The 21,020-nt window shown below is 48.1% G+C and carries 17 protein-coding genes; 2 read left to right on the top strand and 15 right to left on the bottom strand.

The features are described 5' to 3' along the window. Positions 1–2: 2 nt before the first annotated feature. Positions 3–626, bottom strand: coding sequence for a class I SAM-dependent methyltransferase (locus tag F4X88_02435; GenBank protein MYA55129.1), 624 nt, complete (start codon positions 624–626; stop codon positions 3–5). A 256-nt stretch (positions 627–882) separates the two neighbouring features. On the opposite strand from F4X88_02435, the gene F4X88_02430 reads away from it, so the two are divergent. Next, positions 883–1,683, top strand: coding sequence for a LamG domain-containing protein (locus tag F4X88_02430; GenBank protein MYA55128.1), 801 nt, complete (start codon positions 883–885; stop codon positions 1,681–1,683). Here the strand turns inward: F4X88_02430 and F4X88_02425 are convergent. The 14 genes from F4X88_02425 to F4X88_02360 form a co-directional block, all read right to left on the bottom strand. Further along, positions 1,680–2,501, bottom strand: a complete 822-nt coding sequence (locus F4X88_02425) for a hypothetical protein (protein MYA55127.1) — start codon at positions 2,499–2,501, stop codon at positions 1,680–1,682. The genes F4X88_02430 and F4X88_02425 overlap by 4 nt on opposite strands. 17 nt (positions 2,502–2,518) lie before the next feature. Next, positions 2,519–3,307: a nucleoside phosphorylase gene (locus F4X88_02420; GenBank protein MYA55126.1), complete on the bottom strand. Its 789-nt coding sequence runs from the start codon at positions 3,305–3,307 to the stop codon at positions 2,519–2,521. Between the two features lie 260 nt (positions 3,308–3,567). Continuing rightward, the gene (locus F4X88_02415; GenBank protein ID MYA55125.1) at positions 3,568–5,061 is read right to left on the bottom strand and encodes an alkaline phosphatase family protein; all 1,494 of its coding nucleotides are present in this window, start codon (positions 5,059–5,061) and stop codon (positions 3,568–3,570) included. 123 nt (positions 5,062–5,184) lie between these two features. Further along, complete coding sequence (locus F4X88_02410; GenBank protein ID MYA55124.1) at positions 5,185–6,837, bottom strand: CRTAC1 family protein; 1,653 nt, start codon at positions 6,835–6,837, stop codon at positions 5,185–5,187. A 6-nt stretch (positions 6,838–6,843) separates the two neighbouring features. Beyond that, positions 6,844–8,268: a tetratricopeptide repeat protein gene (locus F4X88_02405; protein MYA55123.1), complete on the bottom strand. Its 1,425-nt coding sequence runs from the start codon at positions 8,266–8,268 to the stop codon at positions 6,844–6,846. A gap of 135 nt (positions 8,269–8,403) precedes the next feature. Continuing rightward, a complete protein-coding gene (locus F4X88_02400) occupies positions 8,404–9,423 on the bottom strand; it encodes a hypothetical protein (GenBank protein MYA55122.1) in 1,020 nt (339 codons plus the stop codon). A 170-nt stretch (positions 9,424–9,593) separates the two neighbouring features. Continuing rightward, positions 9,594–10,274 carry an O-methyltransferase gene (locus F4X88_02395; protein ID MYA55121.1) on the bottom strand — a complete coding sequence of 227 codons (681 nt, stop codon included), beginning with the start codon at positions 10,272–10,274 and terminating at the stop codon, positions 9,594–9,596. A 152-nt stretch (positions 10,275–10,426) separates the two neighbouring features. Beyond that, positions 10,427–11,548 carry a Gfo/Idh/MocA family oxidoreductase gene (locus F4X88_02390; GenBank protein ID MYA55120.1) on the bottom strand — a complete coding sequence of 374 codons (1,122 nt, stop codon included), beginning with the start codon at positions 11,546–11,548 and terminating at the stop codon, positions 10,427–10,429. A gap of 192 nt (positions 11,549–11,740) precedes the next feature. Beyond that, complete coding sequence (locus F4X88_02385) at positions 11,741–14,686, bottom strand: hypothetical protein (GenBank protein MYA55119.1); 2,946 nt, start codon at positions 14,684–14,686, stop codon at positions 11,741–11,743. A gap of 53 nt (positions 14,687–14,739) precedes the next feature. Continuing rightward, positions 14,740–15,693: a DUF5050 domain-containing protein gene (locus F4X88_02380; GenBank protein MYA55118.1), complete on the bottom strand. Its 954-nt coding sequence runs from the start codon at positions 15,691–15,693 to the stop codon at positions 14,740–14,742. 23 nt (positions 15,694–15,716) lie between these two features. Further along, positions 15,717–18,800 carry a hypothetical protein gene (locus F4X88_02375; protein ID MYA55117.1) on the bottom strand — a complete coding sequence of 1,028 codons (3,084 nt, stop codon included), beginning with the start codon at positions 18,798–18,800 and terminating at the stop codon, positions 15,717–15,719. Between the two features lie 142 nt (positions 18,801–18,942). Beyond that, positions 18,943–19,299, bottom strand: coding sequence for a hypothetical protein (locus tag F4X88_02370; GenBank protein ID MYA55116.1), 357 nt, complete (start codon positions 19,297–19,299; stop codon positions 18,943–18,945). Positions 19,300–19,495: 196 nt separating this feature from the next. Beyond that, positions 19,496–19,996: a hypothetical protein gene (locus tag F4X88_02365; protein MYA55115.1), complete on the bottom strand. Its 501-nt coding sequence runs from the start codon at positions 19,994–19,996 to the stop codon at positions 19,496–19,498. A gap of 57 nt (positions 19,997–20,053) precedes the next feature. After that, the gene (locus F4X88_02360; GenBank protein MYA55114.1) at positions 20,054–20,476 is read right to left on the bottom strand and encodes a hypothetical protein; all 423 of its coding nucleotides are present in this window, start codon (positions 20,474–20,476) and stop codon (positions 20,054–20,056) included. Positions 20,477–20,564: 88 nt separating this feature from the next. Between F4X88_02360 and F4X88_02355 the strand changes: the two genes are divergently transcribed. After that, on the top strand, positions 20,565–20,882 hold the full coding sequence (locus tag F4X88_02355; protein MYA55113.1) for an NAD-dependent epimerase/dehydratase family protein: 318 nt from the start codon (positions 20,565–20,567) through the stop codon (positions 20,880–20,882). Positions 20,883–21,020 lie beyond the last annotated feature (138 nt).

Raw genomic sequence — 21,020 nt, 5'->3', positions numbered from 1 at the left:
TTTCATTTTTTGAACATAAACGACACAAGTCTCGGAGGTTTGTTTTGATCTGTTTCGTGCCACCATTCCTTGAATTCCTCAAGGCGGAATTCACTGCTTTTGGCAGCGTCGAGGAAATCGGATATGTGATGCACAAACGCTTGAATTTCCATTGTTCCGTGAGCCGTTTGAAAGTTTGCCTGTGTCCCTTGATATTGCCTAAATGGGTGAAGTTCACAGAGAAAGAAATGACCATCATCGGTCAATACCCGGAACGCTTCTGAGAATATGAATGCCAGGTTTTCTATATGCTCAAGGACAAGGTTACAGACGACAAGATCCATAGACGCATTATCACAGTGCCATGGACGGGTAAGATCGGCGAGAGAGAACGTAACATTGCTGGATTTCAACTTCTCTTCGGCGAGAGAAATCATGCCTTCCGAGAAGTCAATCGCGTGAACGTTCTCACCGATTTGTGAGAGAAAGTGGGTGTTTTTTCCAGTTCCACAACCGATCTCAAGGATTGATTTATAGCACGAATTTGCCAGCGTTTTTTGGGTAACGCTCTGATCTAAATCTCGGGTGCGGTTCTCATCCGAATCATAAGCTGATGACCAGGTGTCGTATGCCTTTTGTATATTCATACAGAATTAAATGTGAAAAGGATTTATGCATTTCTCAGTATCTCGTAACCACATTATATTATACCTTGTTTGGACTTGTGAAATCAATGAAAGTCACACTGTTATGACTGTTTTTCTCTTGCTTATTTTTCAGCAATTTTGCTATAATCCATTTTTTAGAAAACTATGGTCTGGTGTACTACCCCCTTAGGTCCTTCCATCAAAATATAAGGTTTTGGATTGGAAATTCAGTGATATATTTGCATAGGAGGAAACTATGAAACTTAGAAGTAGAGTCAGTTTTGCGCTGGTTTGGTTAATTGTTATCGCTTTCGGAGTACTGGTTACGAGTATCAGTCATGCCGCTATACTGGATCCCGGGACGGTTGAGGTTGCATACCTCTTTGATGAAGGGAAAGGGACGGTCGCCAAGGACATTTCTGGAAACGGTCGAGACGGGGAGATATCTGGCGCGAAATACACCAAAGGTGTGTTCGGGCAGTGTCTCGACTATGATGGCAAAGATGACAATTTGATCGTTTCCGGCTACGCTGGCATTGGTGGCACGGATCCAAGAACAACGGTCTTCTGGTTTAAAGCAGGGGACACAAGAGAGCATTCGTGGGTGAAATGGGGACCGAACCTGACGGGAGAAAAATACTATGTCCGTGCGCACCTACGGGGTGCGGAGTGCAATTTGAGGGTTGAGGTGGCTGGCGGGCAAAATTACGGAGCAGATGATGTCTGTGATAAAGAGTGGCATCACATGGCAGTTGTTTTTCCCAAAGGTTCAGACTCTGTGCAAGATCACGATCTTTACGTCGACGGTGAACTTCAGGGCAAGGAAGGTGGCGATCAGGCAATGGACACGAATGCTGAGGACCAGGAGGTTAACATGGGTGATTTTCTGGCACACCACCAGTTTATGTTCGGTCTTTTCGATGAGGTCGCTATTTTCAACGTGGATTTGACTGAAAAACAGATCAAGGCAATCATAGACAATGGATTACAAGCAGCACTCGGCGTGGACCCGCAAGGGAAATTAGCCACGAGTTGGGGGATGCTTAAGAAATATTAGTCCCACATATCAAGTCCCAGCAGTTTTCGTCCTAAGGGTGTCAGTTCTGCCGGTCCATAGTTTTTGGCTTCCCAACCGCGTGGGTCGCCTGGATAGGGACCTCGTCCCAATGCTCGCCGCTCCCGCCACAGTGTAATGCGTTCTTGCCGTCGCTCCTCATCGATTGGATCGGGAACAGGATAGAAGTTCATATATTGTGCCAGTCGTGGCTTATCGGAGGTATTGCGACCGTTGCCGTGCGGCAGTGCTTTATGCCATATAAGCAAGGCACCCGCCTTCGCGGGGACTTGAATGAAATGTTCCGGCGAGATTTCCGGTACCCACGGGTTTTCCTTGTCAATCAGCGACTTATGTGCGCCGGGCCAGCACACAAAAGACCCTTGGTTGTCGGTTGTGTCTGTCAGAAACAGAACACCTTGTGTGCCGAAACCGATGGGTAGTTTCGAGGTATCTGCATCCCAGTGATACATCCCCTTATGGTCCCATTCGGGATAGTCGGGGTGCTTCGGCGGTTTCATGTTGACGCGGTCGGGGTGGACCCAAATCCGGTGGGTGCCGTAGACTTCGGTATAGATTCGATGGATCGGTGGGTGCTGGTAGACATTCCACATGGCTTGGTGTTGGTACATCTCTACCATCCCCGCCCCGGGTTTGTGCGGTGCGCGGTACCAGTCATTTGGGTCTAAGGGGTCCATTTCTAAGAACGCAAAGATCGCGTCAACGACAGCGTCGCACAGTTCAATTGGAATAGCATTTTCGATGACCATATAACCGTATTTGTCAAAGTGTTCACGATGTGCTTGTGTTAAAATTGCCATTTGCCTTTCCTTTAATGTTAGTTTTTATTCGTTTCGTTTAAGGTTGCGCGTGCTGCCTGATATAATCGAAAGAGACGCTCGTATGTTTCTTGGGCGAGGATCTGTGGATGCCATACCAATTCTGCCACTAAATCGCTAATGACAAACCCTGATGCCATGTCCACACCGCGCAGGGTACTGATGGCGAATAAAGCGGCGGTTTCCATTTCAACCGTGACAACCCCTTCCCGTTGATAATGCTGAATCTCCCCAATCGTTTCACGAAAAAAAGCATCGGTCGTCCATGTTGGTCCCTGCGTATAAGGAATGCCGTCGCGCGTAAGGGTCCGTCTGAACGCGGTTGTCAGATTTTCGGACGGCAGGGCAGGTGCTGAAGGATCCTCCAAGTAGTGATATGAAACGCCTTCATCGCGAATGGCACTCGTGCAAACGACGACATCGCCAATGTGTGAGTTTTTTTGTAAGCCACCAGCAATTCCTACATTGATAAATCGTTTAATCCCCAATTCTATCAGAAGTTCAAGAACCATTGACACACCCGGCGCACCGATGCCATTATTGCCACTAACTGCCAGGCGATTGTCAGTTTCAGTCAGCAGATAGAAACCTCCACCTACTCCATGAACCTGCTCTACACTTTCAATGCGGGTAATACGATCCAGAAGATTCCCTTCATAACAGAAAATGACGCTCTCGGGGATCGGGAAATCGGGAATAAAGCCTTGTTGACGGAAGTACGCGACGTGCTGTTGTGGAGTGATGATGGGACGTGATCTATGTTTATCGGGGAAATTGGGTATTGGCATCGTTATCTCCTTCCTCTATTCACAGGATGAACAAAACAGGCACGAACACCATCGCACATTATTGCAACCAATTACGAAAATAGTATCACATTTCTCAAAGAAAGTCAAATCAAGGAGCGACTGTTTATGGTAGGTGGGTCTATCAATGTTCAGCGGTGTGATGGCGTTTGAAAATCACCCAATCTCCATCCGCAGCGACCTCTGTAGCCCCAAGTGATTGGCGGTTCAGCATTTGGAAATTTGTGTGGTGAGATTCCGGTCTACTTAACGACTCTACCATCAATGTGACGCTCTGCGACGTTATGTCCACAGAGACTGAGCACCGTTGGAAATACATCAACGGATCGGATACACTGTTCTGCGATTGGATAATTCGTCGCAAGCGGGATGGATAGATGCTCGGCGATTAAAGCACCGTGCGTCGCCCGATGTTCAGGGATTTCATAACGGGCACGTAAATCGTAACCCTTCTCGGCACTGAGAACAAGATCGCCTGTCCGTTCACTTTTGAAAATCTGCCACAATTGAACGATACCATCAGGGTGCGGACTGTCATAGGTCTCACGGAGTGCTTCCCGTGAGGACAAATTCTCATAGGGAACACCATATCCGAGTGGATCTGTCCCTGTAAATTGGTAGGAGAAACGCAACGCGTCTGAGGATTTGAACGTCCCCCCTACGCTTTGTGGGTTTCCGCGGTCCGTCTGCACTGAACGACACAAGATTCTTCCCTGTCCACCTCGGTTTTGGACGAGAATATCTCCAGTTTCGCTCTGCCCTGCGACGAATCCCAACCCCTCCAATTCAATCAAGGAACCAATGACCCCCATTTTGTGAAGTTTCTCGAAGGGGGTGCGTTCCCCCCATCCCTTTCCAATCGGATTATTTTTAAAATAGAGATGCGTCATCCCGTTTCCTGATACCATACTGGCAGATACGGTGCCTTGTCGCCAGACCTTTGGGTAATGCAAACATCGCCAACCGCCTTCGTCTAAGTGCTGTGGGACATCAATATGCGTATGTGTATCGGTCATCCCATGGTCGCTGGTTATCAGAATCAGCGTTTCTTGGAGGGTGTTCGCCTTTTGCAATGTATGAACAATGTTTCCAATCGCGGTATCAATCTCTCGGTAAGTCTGAAGTACCTGTGGAGATTGTATCTGTGAGAGATGAGAAAAGGTATCAACTGCGGGAAAGAGGCATACCACGAATTTGTCACCTGCTTCAACGGCTTTATATAAGCGACGGGCTGCAATCTGATTGACGAATCGCCAACGATGGGAAAAGTGTGCGTAGGTGTATACGAAGGGTTTGCTCCAGCGCGTCAGGTTTTTGGATGGCGGACACCCGCGGGCGAGAAGATTGTAAATATTGCTGACGGGTGAAAAAAAATCAAAAAGTGTGGGAGAATTTAGGGGCAAATCGGCTTCAAAATGCAACCCATCAAACCCCATATAACTGCAGACCCCCGGACGTTTGAAGTGGTGGGGGATATGGAAGTTCGATTTAGACATCCACCGAATGCCGGGGATATTCGCAGTGCCAGGATACAAGCCCATAAAAAATGGGATAAAGGCGGGTCCCGTTGTTGACGGAAAGACGGAGACCGCTTTATTCAAACTGCCGCGATCTACTACATGTTTCTTGATATTTGGAAGATCCCCGTTCTCAATCAACGTTTTAAAGATTTCATACGGTGCCCCATCGATGATAATAAAGATAAACCGTTTGAAACGTGATTCGGTTAATTCCATCACTCCCCCTAAATATGTAGACGTTTATTGGCGGATGTTGTCCTTAGGTGCGATCATAGCGGGTTCCTTGAAAAACATTTGAAACCGTAGCGAAACATCCCTTTCATGAACAAATCAGGCGTGTTACCGAACGTGAGTGCCTTCCGTGATGGTAATTATCTGGTTCGGTGCGACATCTCGAATTATGTCAACAATGCCGCTGGGCCATCTCGCTTCAATACGGTCGATGTGCTTGTGCGCACCAATTCCAAAATGGAGACGTAAGTCGTTTTGAGAGAGGTAGCCAGAGCCACCCCGCACTTCATCAATTTGGATGAGAGTGTCGGTTTGAATTTTTACCCGTGTACCGATCCCTGCGCGATTACTCCGCGTCCCAATCGTGTGAATCAGAATCCAATTTTCCTGCATTTCACTATCGTTGCGAAGGAGCTGCGGGGTATCATTGGCGTTACAGATCAGCACGTCTAAGTCGCCATCATTGTCGTAATCCCCTGTCGCGAGCCCCCGACTCACCTTACGCGACTGTAAACCGTTTCCAGTCTTCACCGATTCATTAACGAAGTATCCCTGTCCATTGTTAATCAATAGATGATTGTGTTGGGGATAGGTCGTTGTATCGTCGTATTGTTCGATCGCGTCTTGGAGATGACCGTTGGCGATAAGGAGGTCTTTATCCCCATCGTTGTCCACATCGAAAAAATCGACACCCCAGCCAACATAAGGAACGCTGTCAGCCATACCCGCAACGAATGATACGTCGGTGAAAAAGTTAGCGTTATCGTTGCGATAGAGGGCATTGGGCTGTTGTTGATAGTTAATCGCGATGAGGTCTAACAGCCCATCATTGTCATAATCCCCAAAATCGACGCCCATTGTTCCCTGGACGTTCCCGTTTTCATCGGCTTCCACCCCCGCCATCCAACCGACGTTTGTAAATGTGCCATTCCCCCTGTTCTGATAGAGAAAATTCTCCCCAGCATCGTTGCCCACATAACAATCCGCATCGCCATCGTTGTCATAATCCCCGAACACGACTCCCATTCCTTTTCCACCTTCATTATAGACCCCGGCGATCGTGGTGACATCGGTGAACGTTCCATCACCGTTATTGCGATATAAAGTGTCTGGTGCGCCCTCAAAACTTTCGGGTGGACAGTATGCCGCCACACCTTTTTGTGTGCAGTTGGTATGGGTTTCAAAGTGGAAGTCGATGTAGTTAGTGACGTACAAATCAACAAAACCATCATTATCATAATCAGCGAAAGCACACCCAAGGCTCCAACGCCTATCTCCAACGCCGGCATGCTGCGTGACATCCGTGAAAGTGCTGTTCCCATTGTTACGATAGAGCACATTCGCACCAAAATTCGTCACGTATACATCCAGATTGCCATCGTTATCATAGTCTCCGACAGCACACCCTCCACCATAGCCGGTATCTCCAACGCCTGCCTGTTCTGTGACATCCGTGAAAGTGCTGTTCCCATTGTTACGATAGAGCACATTCGTTGGTGATTGGGGTGAGCGAAAGCCGGGTAAATCTGCACCGTTAACAAAATATATATCGATCCATCCATCCCCGTCATAATCAAAGAAGGCAGCACCCGATCCAACGGTTTCCAGAAAATACCGCTCACCACTTCTGCCATCAACGTGGTGAAACTGGAGTCCTGCTGCCGCTGTGATGTCCGTAAATGAGATTTTACCTTCAGCATACCCGCAGTAGGGCGTGTTAATCAAGCAGGTTATGAGAAATAGAAAACTTGTGTATCGCATCCCAAATCAGTCCGACGCTCTCTTTTTTTCTTGACGCACTTGCTGGAGGTATTCCTGAGCCTGTTTGTTATTTGGTGCTAATTTAAGAGCCTTCTGAAAGGTGGCTTCAGCCCGGCTATAATCTTTCATGGCGAGATAGATTGCGCCCAGCATATTGAAACTTTGCACGTTTGGCATCGTTTCGGTTGCTTTTTGGGCGAGTTGGCGGGCGATTTCCAGATGCTGTGCAGATTCCTTTGGCTGTTCATACTGTCGATACAGTAATCCGAGCCTTAGATGTCCTTTCGTATATTCCGAATTAACGCCAACAGCGGTTTTGTAGACGGGAATCGCCTTCCTGCCCTGTTGATACCGAATATAGAGTGAGGCGATTCCATCGTAAGCCTCCATCAAAAAGGCATCTTTGAGAATAACGGTTTTATACTGCTCAAACGCCTTCTCGGGTTGGTTATGTTCTGCATAGATTTTCGCAAGTGCCATATAACCATCAGGATCGCTCGGTTCTTCACGAATTTTTCCCTGTGCTGTCTCAAGGGCATCTTGAAATTCGCGGATCTCCTGTGCAATTTCGTGTTGATGTCTTGCCGCTTCAACCTGTCCGAGACGAAAATAGCAACGCGCGAGATTATGGTGCAGCGCGAGATCACCTGTCCGGTGCGGCATCACCCGCTCGTATTCGCTAAGCGCTTTTTCATACTCACCCATCTGCTGATAGAGGAAGCCGAGTTCAAATCTTGCTGGCGTGTAATCGGTATCCATTGCCAACGCCTGCTGAAAATCTGTAGTTGCCTTATCATACTCGCCCTGTTTGGTGTAGATGATTCCACGATTGCAGTATATCCCTGGTGTCTGTAACTCCAGTTCAATAGCCCGTGTATACGTTTCCAGCGCGGCATTAAACTTGAGCTGGGTGTAATAGATATTTCCCAACCCAAGATATGCTTGTGGTGACTTGGGGTCTAATTGGATGGCTTTTTGATAACGAGAAATAGCCTGTGGAACTTGATTCTGAGTCCAAAGTAACGCAGCTAAATTGGAATGCAGCCAACTGAGGTGTGGATCGATGTCGATTGCTTGCTTATAATGTGCGATCGCTTCCGTGTTTTGCCCACGTTTTGAAAGCAAGAGTCCCATCACGGCGTGCGCTTGCAGGAGACGATTGTTGCGGGCAAGGGCTTTTTGGAAGACCTCAATAGCGTCATCTATCCTGCCTGTTTTCCAGTAGATCACACCCATGCCGCTATACGCCTCGGCAAAATCCGCGTCCAGTTGTAAGACCTTCTGATATTCACGAAGTGCCTCATCAAAGCGTTGCTGGTTGGCAAGTGCTTCCGCCTGTCGATAGTGCCATAGCAAAGGGTCAGGGTGTTGGGCACTTGCCATGAAACAGCAGTAGACCAGGATAAGCACACCTTGAAATAGATATCTCATCACTTAAGTTGCTTCGACAAATAAGCGTCAATCGATGTATCAGGCTTTTCGCCCTCATAGTTGGTGAAGAACCACTCGGTCCTGTCTATGAAGGCGAAAGCAAATAATGCAAAAGGTATCGCGGTTAATTGGATGCTATTTATAGTCGCGTTTAATCTTACCCCATGTTTCGGGCAATTTGCCTGCGGGGTCGACAGACGTTGCACTGCCGATGATCTCGTTGGAAATGAGGAGATCGCCGAGCACACCCGGACTGTTATCGTTTTCAAAATCACTCGACCAAGCGACGGCACCACCAAGGGGGGCAGCGTAGGTGCCGGGGGCATCCCCATCGATGTCTGTAATTGTGATGTCGAATCCGATGACCAAGCCGTCCGTCGGCTCAAGGGCTGCACCAAAAAACGGCTCAAAGATCGACCAAGGGAGACGTATCTCAGCGGCATAACCGCTTCCCGTTTTCTGACCCGCGACGTGTCCGTTGCCGGGTTCGCCTAACTCTGGATCACGTCCCGCACTCAACGCTTGTGACCATGCCCCACTTGTCCCCTCAGTCGTTACGGGCGCAAAGATCCAATAATGATCGTCGTCTTCATAGGTGCTGTTATTCGCTACATGTTTCGTTTCAAATTCATGGTGAGGGAACTCAAAGACAGGGGCATCGTGTTTGGTGTCGAAGAGCAACCATATCCCGTCAATATCCCCGTCCCGAGAGGCGTGATCGTTGGCGTAGGCGTGGTAGGTATCGTCGGTGATATCGAACGCAAAATAGAGGTAGTCGTCATCCCACAGCGTCGCCCAGCGTGCCAAGAAATCGTCATCGCCATCGAATTTGCCGCGACTGACACGCAACCCACCGTCGTTGGTGTCGCTACCCGCACCGCCCCCGGGGATAATTTGATACCACTCTTGGTTATGTTTCGGATCGCGTGGGTCTACAACAATATCTTGCAGGGGTGAAGATTCTTGAAATGCTGCGTCCCACTCCGCCTCATCCATCATTCCATCAATCGTGATAGGCGTTTCAGTTTTTTTCGATGTCACCTCACCGCCTGAATGTGCCATCACCGGCAGTGTGGACAGTGCGAATAAGATACAGCAAACAATAGTGAGTAGGTCGACTTTAACAGAAAACGATTTTTTTTCAAAAAACATCATGACTCTCCTATTGATATTCTTCGCCCTAAAAGGCAAAGATAGGTCTATTTTCTTATAGAAACATGTCTGAGATGTAGATTCTCAAACAACACATCGGTAAGACACACAGAATAGCAATTAGGGAAATGACTATGTAATTCGGACAAAAACTCGCCAACGCAGGTTATGAATTAACGCTTCACCGCGACCGAGACCCCATCGCGGAGGGGGATGATCGTCGTGAATACATCAGGTGAACTATAGAGAAGACGTGTTAACTCTTTAACACCGATTGTCGCCGCATGGAACCATTGCTCTCGTTCATCAAGTCTTTCTGGAGGACCACCGGGTTCCTGTGTGACGACGCGTCCCATCCAAAGCATATTGTCCGTGATAAAGAGTCCACCGCTTCTGAGCCGTGGGATTGCCTTGTGGAAGGCTTCAGGGTATCCGTCTTTGTCGATGTCGTTATAGATGATGTCAAACTCACCTTCGGTTTCGTCGATGATTTCAAGTGCGTTGCCGACGCGATAGTCGATGCGATCTGCGATACCACCGCGAGCGAGATAACCCACTGCGCTATCGGCGTTCTCCTGTGAACCATCCGTACAGATGATAGATGCTTCCGGTTTTTGCAATGCTTTCGCCATCCAATACGCCGAATATCCAAAGCCCGAACCCATCTCGAAAATCCGCGTCGGATTCGTCAGCAATACCAATTGGTGTAAGACACGCCCAACGAGCGGTCCTACGATTGGAAAACGGTTTGCCCGGGCATGCGTCTCCATCTCCGTTAGGACTTCATCGCGTTCAGGTATGATGTCGAGTAAGTAGTCATCAATTGAGGGATGCAGAATATCTAATCGTTGCATTTTTTTAATCTTGGGCCTTTCTGATCCGTTTTTTTCCGTCGTCAAAAAACGGATTTCTGGTTACAGTAAACATCTCTTTGAACCCAACCCAGAGATCTTACTTGGAAAAGCAGCCATTTCGGACAACGGACGAAACGCACCGGATTCCATCGTTAAGAATCTCTTTTCCACCTTTCAAGGGGGTGTTCGCGTGGCGTAAGCGGCATAGATACCCGGGACTTCTGTCTATGTGATTCCCATGTGGCGTGGATCATTTCAAGACAATCTCGACCATCCCTGCCACTCGCGAACGGATCCCGGTCTTCTTCAATGGCTGCGATGAGGTCGCGTAGCATGAGACGTTGCAATAGCAACCGTATCGATCCCTTGTCCCGTGGGTTTCCTTGTTCATCCAAGTCTTCGGCGGATAGATGCACAGGTTCCCATGCCTCTGCGGGTGTCTTATGTTGTCCTTTGTGGATAAACATGGTCGTGCCGACACTCTCTCGGATCGCAATTCTGCCTTCAGTGCCGATGATGTCGATGCCGTATGCATTATCGTTTGTCTCTGGTTGCGCGAGGAACTGCACATCGGCATGGATGCCATTCTTGAAGCGAAACGCGGCGTGTCCACGCTCTCCAAGCACGAGTCCCGCATCCCGATCGAACGCGTGGACTTCTTGAGTGTGTTTGATGTCATCGACGGTTGACTCGCGTCCATCCATCTGCACGAGGTGCGCGTGCGTCCACTCAACGTCGCCAGCGAAAAGGCGTAACCAATCGTAGAGATGGGTGCCCATCTCCATCAACGAGTTACCCACCTTGCGTCCACCTTTGTCAGTCGCCTTCAACAACACAACATCGCCGATTTCACCTTTTTCAATCAGCGATAGAACGTGACGATTATAGGGACTGGCGCGTTTAATGTGGTTAATGGCAAACTTGACCTGATACTGGTCGCAGGTTTCGACCATTTCGTCGGCTTCAATGAGGTTGAGGGCAGTCGGTTTTTCACAGAATACATGGATACCGCGCTGTGCCGCGGCGATTGTTGGCGCGTGGTGCATCGGTGCCTGCGTTGGGACGATAACGATGTCGGGTTGTTCTTCGTCAAGCATCTTTTCGTAGTCGTCATAGATGGCTTTGACGCTGAATCGTTCGCTCCAGGCTTTTGCGCGTTCTGGATTGATTTCCGCTCCGGCGACGAGTTCACAGTTCGTCTCTAACTGCACCGCCTCGGCATGCGCTCCACCCATGCCCCCTAAGCCGATGATTGCAATACGGTAGTCGTTCATGTGTATCTCCAAGTTTGCCAAAGAGAGTGTGCTAATTTACACCTATCATAGCACATCAGAGTCAGAAGGCAAGAAAAAATTGAAGAAAGTGTTGTCGATATAGTTGAATACAGGAAAAGATCAATGCTGACCGGCAATTTCGTGAAAACGCCCAAGCGTAGGTCTGTTGGGAACGCTTTTCCCTTCACGCCATTAGAAACCCATCATCGCTCGAACGAAGGTTGTATTACTGGTCGTGCTTTCAAACAGATGCGTGGTTCTCCGATGCCCTGCGAGAATGACGATATAGAAACCGAGCCAACTGCCTCTGTTAATAGTTTGGATTTCAAAAATACGCGTTCGTAGGTCAGGGCGGTATAGGTTGGGAAGGTCAGTGTCATCTGAGAAAGTTTGTAGGTAGTTTTTGAAGTTTTTATCCCGGTTGGAAAACTTCCGGTATTGGAAGCCTCCGATGATATTCAATCTTGGTGTAAACTGATAATCGAGACGGACCCCAAGAATATCCTCCCGACTTCGACGATTGAATCGCAAGTATTCAATGGGTTCATCGTTGGTAGGAAGGAACAGTGCTGGGTTGAGTGTCTTTGGAATTTCCTCGGCACTTCGATCAAAAGCTCGGTCCCAGACGTATTTCACCATAGGTGTTAGCGTTAAATCTTCAACAATTTTGTGGACATAAGGGAGATCTGCAAGTGGTATCTCGTATTTCGCCTTCAGAATCGTGAGTTGATTACGAATGTTCCGTTCAGGGTAACGGCGTTTTTTCCAATTCGTGTCGTCATAGATTAAACCAGTGTCCGTCGGGTCGAGTGCGTTAATGCCGTGATCGGGATAGAACGGGTATACACGTCCCCTGTCGCCAATTCGGACCTGTTCAATTGGAACCATAAAGTCAACGCGTTCATCGGATTCAAAGTTCTTTGATATTGGATCGTATTCAATATCCGTGAAAAGTGCCTTCTCTTTCTCCTGTTCAAACTGTTTTTGCATGTGAATCAGAAATTTGGCTTCAAGCGTCAAGTTCCGCACCGCGGTATAGAGGCATTGGAACGTTGTTGTATTCACCCGCGCGTTGTAAAAATCAAGCTCGTCATTAATGCGAATCGGCTCCAATTCTCCAACAGGCAAGACGATTGCGTAATCCGGAATATCATCATGGACTCGGACGAACCAATTTTGGAAGTGAAAACTCCCAAAATCGGGGATGCTGCGTTTATAGGTGATATGTATGTATTTAGAGTTATTCTTCCGTCGACTTGAAACTTCGGTTTCATTTAACCAACCCACTTGAACAACAAAGTTATCGAGTAGATCGTATTTTGCTTTAAGGTGATACCCCTGACGGTCTATACCGTATTCGTATTCCGGTTCAAGGTCATCCTCAATTCGATCAACAATGCCGTTATTATTCAGATCGATACCATTGGTAAATACAGGTGGGTCGGCTTCAAAAATAAGAAAATCTTCTTGGAAGTCTAATACCCCGTTCTGGTCTCGGTCATCAGCGCGTGGAATTACGCCATCAAAGTCGGCAATGCCATCGGGCCAGTCATCGCCATCATCGTCATCCTCAATCAATGTATAATTGGCGGCATCCCATGGAATTTGTTCTGCCGGGATTCGTTCTTCCAAGGGTCTATCTCGCCTGCCGCGTTCAAGCGTGTAAATTTGACCCCGATTCGGATGTGCACCGAAATTCAGGTAGTTAGTCGTGTAGCCTGGGTCGATATGATACAAGACGGCTTCTAAGTGGAGTTTGCCAAAACGAGACTTAAGTTGGATGAACCAAGCGGTTTCTCTACCGAGTTTCCCGTTGCTATCTTCATCTGTTCCGTCACCCCCTAAAAAAGCCTCAAAACGTTCGCCCTCAGTTTCCGAGTATGTCGGGACTCCATTTGCATCTACTGGGAGTTGGCTGCCGAGATCAATAGTAACACCTGTTTCTTCCTCACCATCGGGCAGCTGAAGTGTGGTTTTAGTTCGACTAAAGCCGACTTTATCTTTCGGGATAGTGGGATACTGTTTGTATTTACCATTAATGGAGTAGTGTGCCCTGATGAAAACATTGCTGACAGTGCCTTCAAGATCAAGTCCATAGAGAGTCGCAGCACGTGCAGCACCGTAGCGGTATCTAACTTTCCGAGGTCTCCCTTCACCCCTCCATTGCGTGGGATTGTCTACAAGTTTTTTCCTGTCTTTGATGTAATCCGGGGATTGACCGTAATTCCCCGGTGCCTGAATTATGTCGCGATACGGCATCTGAATGCGGCCATCTGTTGTTTTAATCCACTCCTGTAGGTCGGGGTTTTCCTCGGCTCTATTCGCTTCGCTAAAACCGATAACGGCTATATTGTAATCGCCGGCAACAACCATATCAAATACAACAGATTTAACTGTTCGTGGATCAATGTTAATCTTCTGATCCGTCAGCATAAGATCATATTTCATTTTATTGAAACCGGTGACAATCTTCCACTTCCCGTCAACGGAATCTCGGATTTCGGAAGTACCTCCGCTATGATCAAACGGCACGAGTTCGTCAGCAAAGATATCGAATTGGTGCGTCATTTCGGGAAGAAGCTCGGGTTCAATGCCTTCCGCTATAGCGGCGGGGGGTAATTTGTGAAGTGATTGTGTAACGATAGTTATCTTCATGCGCTTAAAAGCGGCACCGACACCCTCTTGGCTATGATCGTTATGTAAATTAGGATCATAAGTACGAAGATCCGTGAATGCGCTCGTCTGATTGTCCTCAGGCGAGTCATCACGAAAAACAACGGATATTGTTTCAGGGGGTGTGTTGGCAACAGTCCCCATGAACGAGTTTATGAGGCGCTCGGGATGTTCCTTATGCAAATTGACATAAGTAAATCCGACACGGAACATTTCGCCGAAAAGTCCCTGTCCTCGAAAACCGACGAGTCGTGCGTTTTCAATATTCCTGACACCTGACGCTGCGTTCAACCCGTTTCGGCGTCCGAGATCCTGTCCGAGTGCGCCATCTTCTGCAGCGTCTGTTATTTTAATAGGATTAGAGATACGGGAGTGGATGAAGCTAAAAAGATGGTGTTCTTGCGCAAAAGAGATGTCCCACCGGAGTCCATCGAACTCCGTTTTGTATAGAATATATTTGTTCAAAGTTGAGGAGGGTATTGTGATGGGAAACCGCATCTCCCTTGGTTGGAGACCGATTATTTTTTTCTTTTTGTTTGCTTGAGTATTCCCCAGAGCACCATCTGTGTGTGCGCGCTCAGTGAAACACTAAACGCCGACGGCACCCATGCAGGAGAAAATTCCAGTCCCGGATCTTGTGTCAATTTTCGGAGACCACCCCCTGCCGCGCGGATCAGATAGATGTCTTTGTTCGCATCTTGAACGGATACATAGGCAATCCACTGACCGTCAGGCGAGCCATCAGGTTCTTCGCAGATCTGTCCAGCATCCGTTATTTTTTTTGGATTTTCTCCATCAACGTCTACTGCGAACAGTGTCGGCACTTTCACACCGCCTAACTTCTCACTGGAAAAATAAATTTGTTTTCCGTTGGAAGCCCAAGTGGGACCTGTTGCAGAAACCTGTGTGAGTGCTCGTTGTTTTTCACCATCAGCGTTCATGACATGGATACCGCCGATGCCGTCCTGTGTGGAACGGAACGCGATCCATTCGCCATCCGGGGACCATGCCGGTGTTGAATTGTGTCCGCCCTTGTTTGTGAGTCTCTGAACCTTCTTTCCATTCACGTCCATTATGTAGATGTCAGTGTCGGCAGCATGATCGCGCGCTTGGTTGGATGCAAATGCGATCCACTTGCCATCCGGGGACCATGCTGGATCCACATCCGTTGCTCGATGGTTTGTGATCCTTCGAGATTCTTTCGTATCCATATTCATTACGTAAATTTCTGGATTTCCGTCCCTGTTTGAGACGTAGGCAAAAGCCCGACCATCTGGAGACCATGTCGGCGAGAAGTCATCTGATGGATGATTGGTTAAGTTGACGAGATTCTTACCATCTATATCTATGATGTAGATGTCAAGGTTTCCTGTGCTATCGGAGGTGAAGGAAATCTTACCGCTACCCCAAACGTTGATTATCAACAGACTACTATTGAACAACACCATCAACAGAAATAATATTCGTTTCATCAATAAACTTCCCTTGATCGAACCTAAGATTGAATCTCTACCTTTCGCTTGAGGATCGTGCCGTGCGCCCCCAACACAACTATGCCAAACCCTTCGACATACCCAACATGATATAAATCTTCACCGGTGCCGGATTCCTCAATTACCCATGTTTCTCCACGATCCTTAGTATGCAGGATGAGTCCACCTTCTCCGACAATCCAGCCTTCCATTTCGTTTACGAAAGAAACATCATAAAGGTGCGTGCTGATGCCCGTATTAACTGCAGACCACGCTAAACCGCTATCTGATGTTCGGAGAACGATCCCGTCTCTTCCGACAGTCCATCCCTTTCGTCGGTTCAGAAAAGACACACCATATAGATCATATCCTGTGTTGGTTGTCTGAAGATGCCATGTGTCCCCTTGATCGTTCGTCCAGAGGACCTTTCCCGACGACCCGACAGCCCAACCGTAGTGATCTTCTACCATCTGGATGTCCCGATAGGATGCCGAGGTTTCGTTTTCCTGATGTCTCCAGATTGTATTTCCGTCCTTGTTGTGTAGGATAACGCCTTCTTTACCGGCAGCCCATCCTTCACCGAAACCCTGAAAGTGTGCAGTATAAAGTTCACACGGTTCTTCTACGCGACGACTCCGTGGGGCATATCCAGCCATATCGGGTTCAGCCCCTTCGTCCAACATCTCCCATGTTTTGCCGCCATCGGTCGTCAATAGGTAACGCATGTCATCCGTAACGACCCAGCCGGTCTCTACGGCGGTAAAGTGAACAACACTCAAAGGGGCATCTATGGGGGATTCAACGCGCTCCCAAGTGTCGCCGCCATCTAAGGTGTGGAGCAGTGCCATCCCAGAAGCGTCTATTGTCCATCCTTCAGTAGCATTGATGAAGGAGACATTCGCGTTGTAACCCGCCATCCCGGGTTTAGTGGTCTTATTCAGAACCTGCCACGTTTTGCCACCATCGGTTGTAGATAGGAAACTCGCGTCTTGGGTGAGAATCCAACCGATTTCTGAGGAAACAAAATGCACGGCAATCAGGGGCGTATCCACGGGCGATTCAACGCTTTTCCACGTGTTGCCGCCGTCCAAGGTGCGGAGCATCGTGCTGGAATTACCGACTACCCATCCTTCGATGGCGTTAATAAAGGAAATATCCGCTGATTTTATGCCGGTATCCGCGCCCATGATTCGGAAGGGACCGTCGGTATGTAAAGTGTCCCACCCAGCATCCTTTTTCGGCAGCCCAGTTTCAATCTCATCAAAAAATCGCTTGCGTGGCGTATATTTTGATATCGAGGGAATTGTGTAGGCAAGAGCGATACCGTCTTCACCAACCGCAAATATTTTATCCTCCGTGACACTGATGTCGCTGAGATTTTTGTCCGTTCCACTGTCTTGCCGGGTCCAGGTCTTACCGCCATCCTGCGTGAGTAAGAGCGTCCCTTCGTCACCGACCGCTATTCCGACCCTAGGAGAAGCGAAAAAGATTTTGTTGAGATTCGCCTGCGTGCGAGTATACTGGGAGTTCCACGTTTTACCTCCATCAGTAGTATGAAGGATGAGTCCGTATTGTCCAGAGATCCAACCGAGTTCGGGGTCTATGAAATAGATCGAGTAGAGTTCGTTAAACGTCCCGCTCTCTTGGGGTTGCCATGTTTTCCCACCATCGACGGTGTGGAGGATTTTGCCGGGCCAACCGATCGTCCATCCCTCATTCGGTGAAACAAAGCAGAGACCTTTTAAGAGCTCAAAAATATAACCACGTTGCTCGATCCAATTTTCACCACCGTTGTTGGTATAGAAGATACCCCCCATATCCCCAACAGCCCAACCCCGCTGACTGTTTAGAAACTGGACATCGTGTAATCCGATCCAATCGTAGCCTTTTTGGACTTCCCATGTCTCTCCGTCTTTGGTGTGCAAAATGTAGCCGGAATCACCGATTGCCCACGCCTGTTCTTCGTCCACCGCGGTCACCTTATTCAAACCCACAGAAAGACCACTCTCTTGTCGTTCCCAAGAGCGTCCTTGATTTTCCGTGCGGAAAATTGCACCGCGACGTCCAACGGCCCAACCGCGTCCGCTATCTGCCATCTCCACACCCGCTAAAGGTTCGGCATTACTTTCAAAGTCGATCGTCCACGTTTTCCCACCATCGGTAGAATGCAGCATTGTGCCGTAACTACCGACTGCCCAGATATGTTTTGCGTCAGGAGAATGGACAGCCATCAGGTCGCTACGGGTGCCTGTCTCTTGAACCGTCCATGTTTTTCCACCGTCTTGTGTATGCAACACTTCACCAACTTGGGCCGCCAGCCATCCATTTTTAGTATCGGTAAAGCAGAGGTCATAGATGGCGTGGGAGGCTTCGATGCTGGGTTCCCCACGGGTCCACGTTTCTCCGCCATCTGTCGTTGAGAGCACAGTAGACGCAATTCCGACAGCCCAGCCCGTTTTCTGGTCGGCATCGAATTGTATATTAAGTAGACCGTCCTGCGGTCCTACCGATTTATAATCCCATGTTTTCCCGCCGTCTGTCGTGTGCAATGTTGTGCCGAGTTGTGCGATCAACCACCCATCGTTTTCGTTAACAAAGTGGATATCAAGGAGTGCTTCCCCAACACCGCTGGCACGAAAGTCCCACGATTCTCCGCCGTCTGCCGTATAATAGAGCGCACCCCCTTCCCCAGTTATCCAGCCGCGTTGTTCGTCCAAGAAGTGAAGGCTGATCAGACTCATGCTCCGGTCCCTGACAACCCGTTTCTGCCATTTTTTACCGCCGTTTCCTGTTCGTAAGAAAGTTCCTTCGTTTCCGACGACCCACCCTCGCTTTTCATCTATGAACTGCATCTTGTTCAGACGTGCTTCGGTGTTACTCTTCTGCGTTTCCCAATTTTTGCCACCGTCTTCTGTGTAAAGGATTGTGCCTTTCTCTCCAATGACCCAACCGTGCTTTGCATCGCGGAAGAAGACATCCCTGAATTCTACCTCCCAGTCAGCCTTTCTAACGATTTCTGCTGTGACAGGTGCGGGTTGTTGGACTGATTTTATGCCACACCCACTAAGTAATAGAAGAAAAAATATGACTATTGTAATAATACGCATGTGTTTCTCCCATCCTCGTGTTTAGGTTGTTGGGTTTCGCTATGTTCCTGTACAAATCGGACATTGAGAAACGGAATTTACCCTACAAATTGGATGGATTTTAGTCTTTTACCGCTCAACCCAACCTACGAGAATTATATCCTTATATTGAATTCACGTTATCTAACAAATCGCTAACACCTAATCCTTTAAATACTTGCTTGACGGCTGGACTCGCGCTACGGACTTCAACGCGAACATCGTCCTGTTCGGCATCTCTAAAAAAAGCCACCAATCCAGCGGCTGTAGACGGATCCAGTAAAAACACATCCATCATCTGAAGGTGGATTGCGCCTTGTCCTCGAAGCTTCAATAGAGATTGTAACGTTCCGCGGATTGTGTCTCTGAGTGTCCGGTCAAGTCTACCGAAAAGTCGAACGGAAACATCGGTGTCTTGATAACCGACCTTGAGCCAACCGTCTTGACGCGTTATCGCCGGTTTCTTCTTCCATAATAACATTTTAGCACCTCTCAGTGATTTTGCAAGTTCTAAAGACGATTTTTGGGTTGATAGAGGGAGCGATGCAGCATTCAAAATATGGGAAAGCCTATTGCATCGCTCCAAATTTTTCCAAGAGGGAAAAGAGGAAGTATAACACAAAGTACACAAGTGCTACCAAAGGCACATTGTTCAATTAGAAATGGTATTAGAAAAATTAGTTGTTCTCAGCACCTTCATCAATCCAGTCCTTGACAAGGTCTATCAAGTCATCGTCAAGAGGTCCTGCGGGTGGCATGCCACCGCCGTCAATGCGGGTAATAACGATACTCCTTTTAGCGTTTCCTGGGACGAACGTGCCGCTTTTCTCGAAGGAGTCGTACCCCGTCAGGTCGAGTCCTGCTGCGCCGCCAGCGACGTGACATCCAGCAAGCGCACAATTCTTTTCGAGAATCGGCAAAATGTCGTTCTGGAAAGAGATGCCAACATCTTCGTCTGGTTCGGCTTCAGCGACTGCCACTGGGGGCGGGGTGGTCGCCGTAGAAGGCGTTGATGCAGGTTGAACGATACTTGTTGGACTACTGGATTCTTCATCCGTATCACTGTCACCCCCGCAGCCGGGCATGTAAATGGTGATCAGTAAAAGACTCACAACCGGAATCAAGAAATAACAAGAATGTTTATTGAAAACAATCTGGGTTAAATATGCATTTCTCATAGAATTTTCTCCTTTCTGTATATACAATCATTTCTGGGTGATCACCCACTATCTGTTTTATGAGTTTTGCGGCACTCCAAAAACAGCGTCTGCCTCTTGCGCAAGAAAGTCACCAAGCTCCTTAACAAGTGGAAGAAGCTCCTCTACGTTTCCTGTCGGATTTATGGCGTATTCCAATGCCTGCCACATTGCGGCATCCTGCTCTGGATAGAACTTAGCAAACTCTTCATAGCAATAATACAGATCGCGTGTGAAAGCCTTTGAACGTGATAACACGAGGATCATACCTGCTCGTAGAAACCGCTTACAAATCCACCTACAGCCCGTCTTGATCCGTTCCGGTTCTGGATTCTTTTCTGCACCTTCGTAAATTTGATGAACGATTCTGGTGATATAGTTACGTTGGAATTGTGAATCAGCAACAACCGTCTCAAGTTTAACCAGCGGAATACGCGGAATCAGATTTTCACAAAGACTCACGTTACAGAACTCCTTGACATATCTCGCGTGTTGAAATATACTTGGCAGTAGAAGGCGTTTTTATCTTTACATCAGATCGGAGATATTCATGCGGGTTTTAATTATTGGTGGGACAGGATTGATTAGCACGGCGATTACGCGCGCTCTCATTGCGCGTGGGGATAATGTGACGCTCTACAACCGCGGACAGACGAAGGCTGATATTCCAGAACGGTATAATACCATTACGGGTGATCGGAAGGACTACGCGGCGTTTGAAGCACAGATGACAGAAGCAGGGAATTTCGACGCTGTCATTGACATGATCAGTTTTGTTCCAGCGGATATTGAGAGTGCGATCCGTGCGTTTCGTGGTAATATTGGACAATTCATTTTCTGTAGCACGGTCGATGTTTATACAAAGTGAAAGAAACTTTTTTCGCCGGGACTGACAGTGCAAGAACGTAAATGTAAGATTCAATACTTTTTTTAGGAGAGATATTTGATGGGCATCGTCTAACAATCCCAATGCTTTAGCTTTGGGTCCAGCGGGTTCGGAAGTCTA

The sequence above is a fragment of the Candidatus Poribacteria bacterium genome, from assembly GCA_009839745.1.
Taxonomy (GTDB): Bacteria; Poribacteria; WGA-4E; order WGA-4E; family WGA-3G; genus WGA-3G.
Note: the sequence above shows the minus strand (reverse complement) of the source record. Positions and strands in the feature narration are given on the sequence as shown.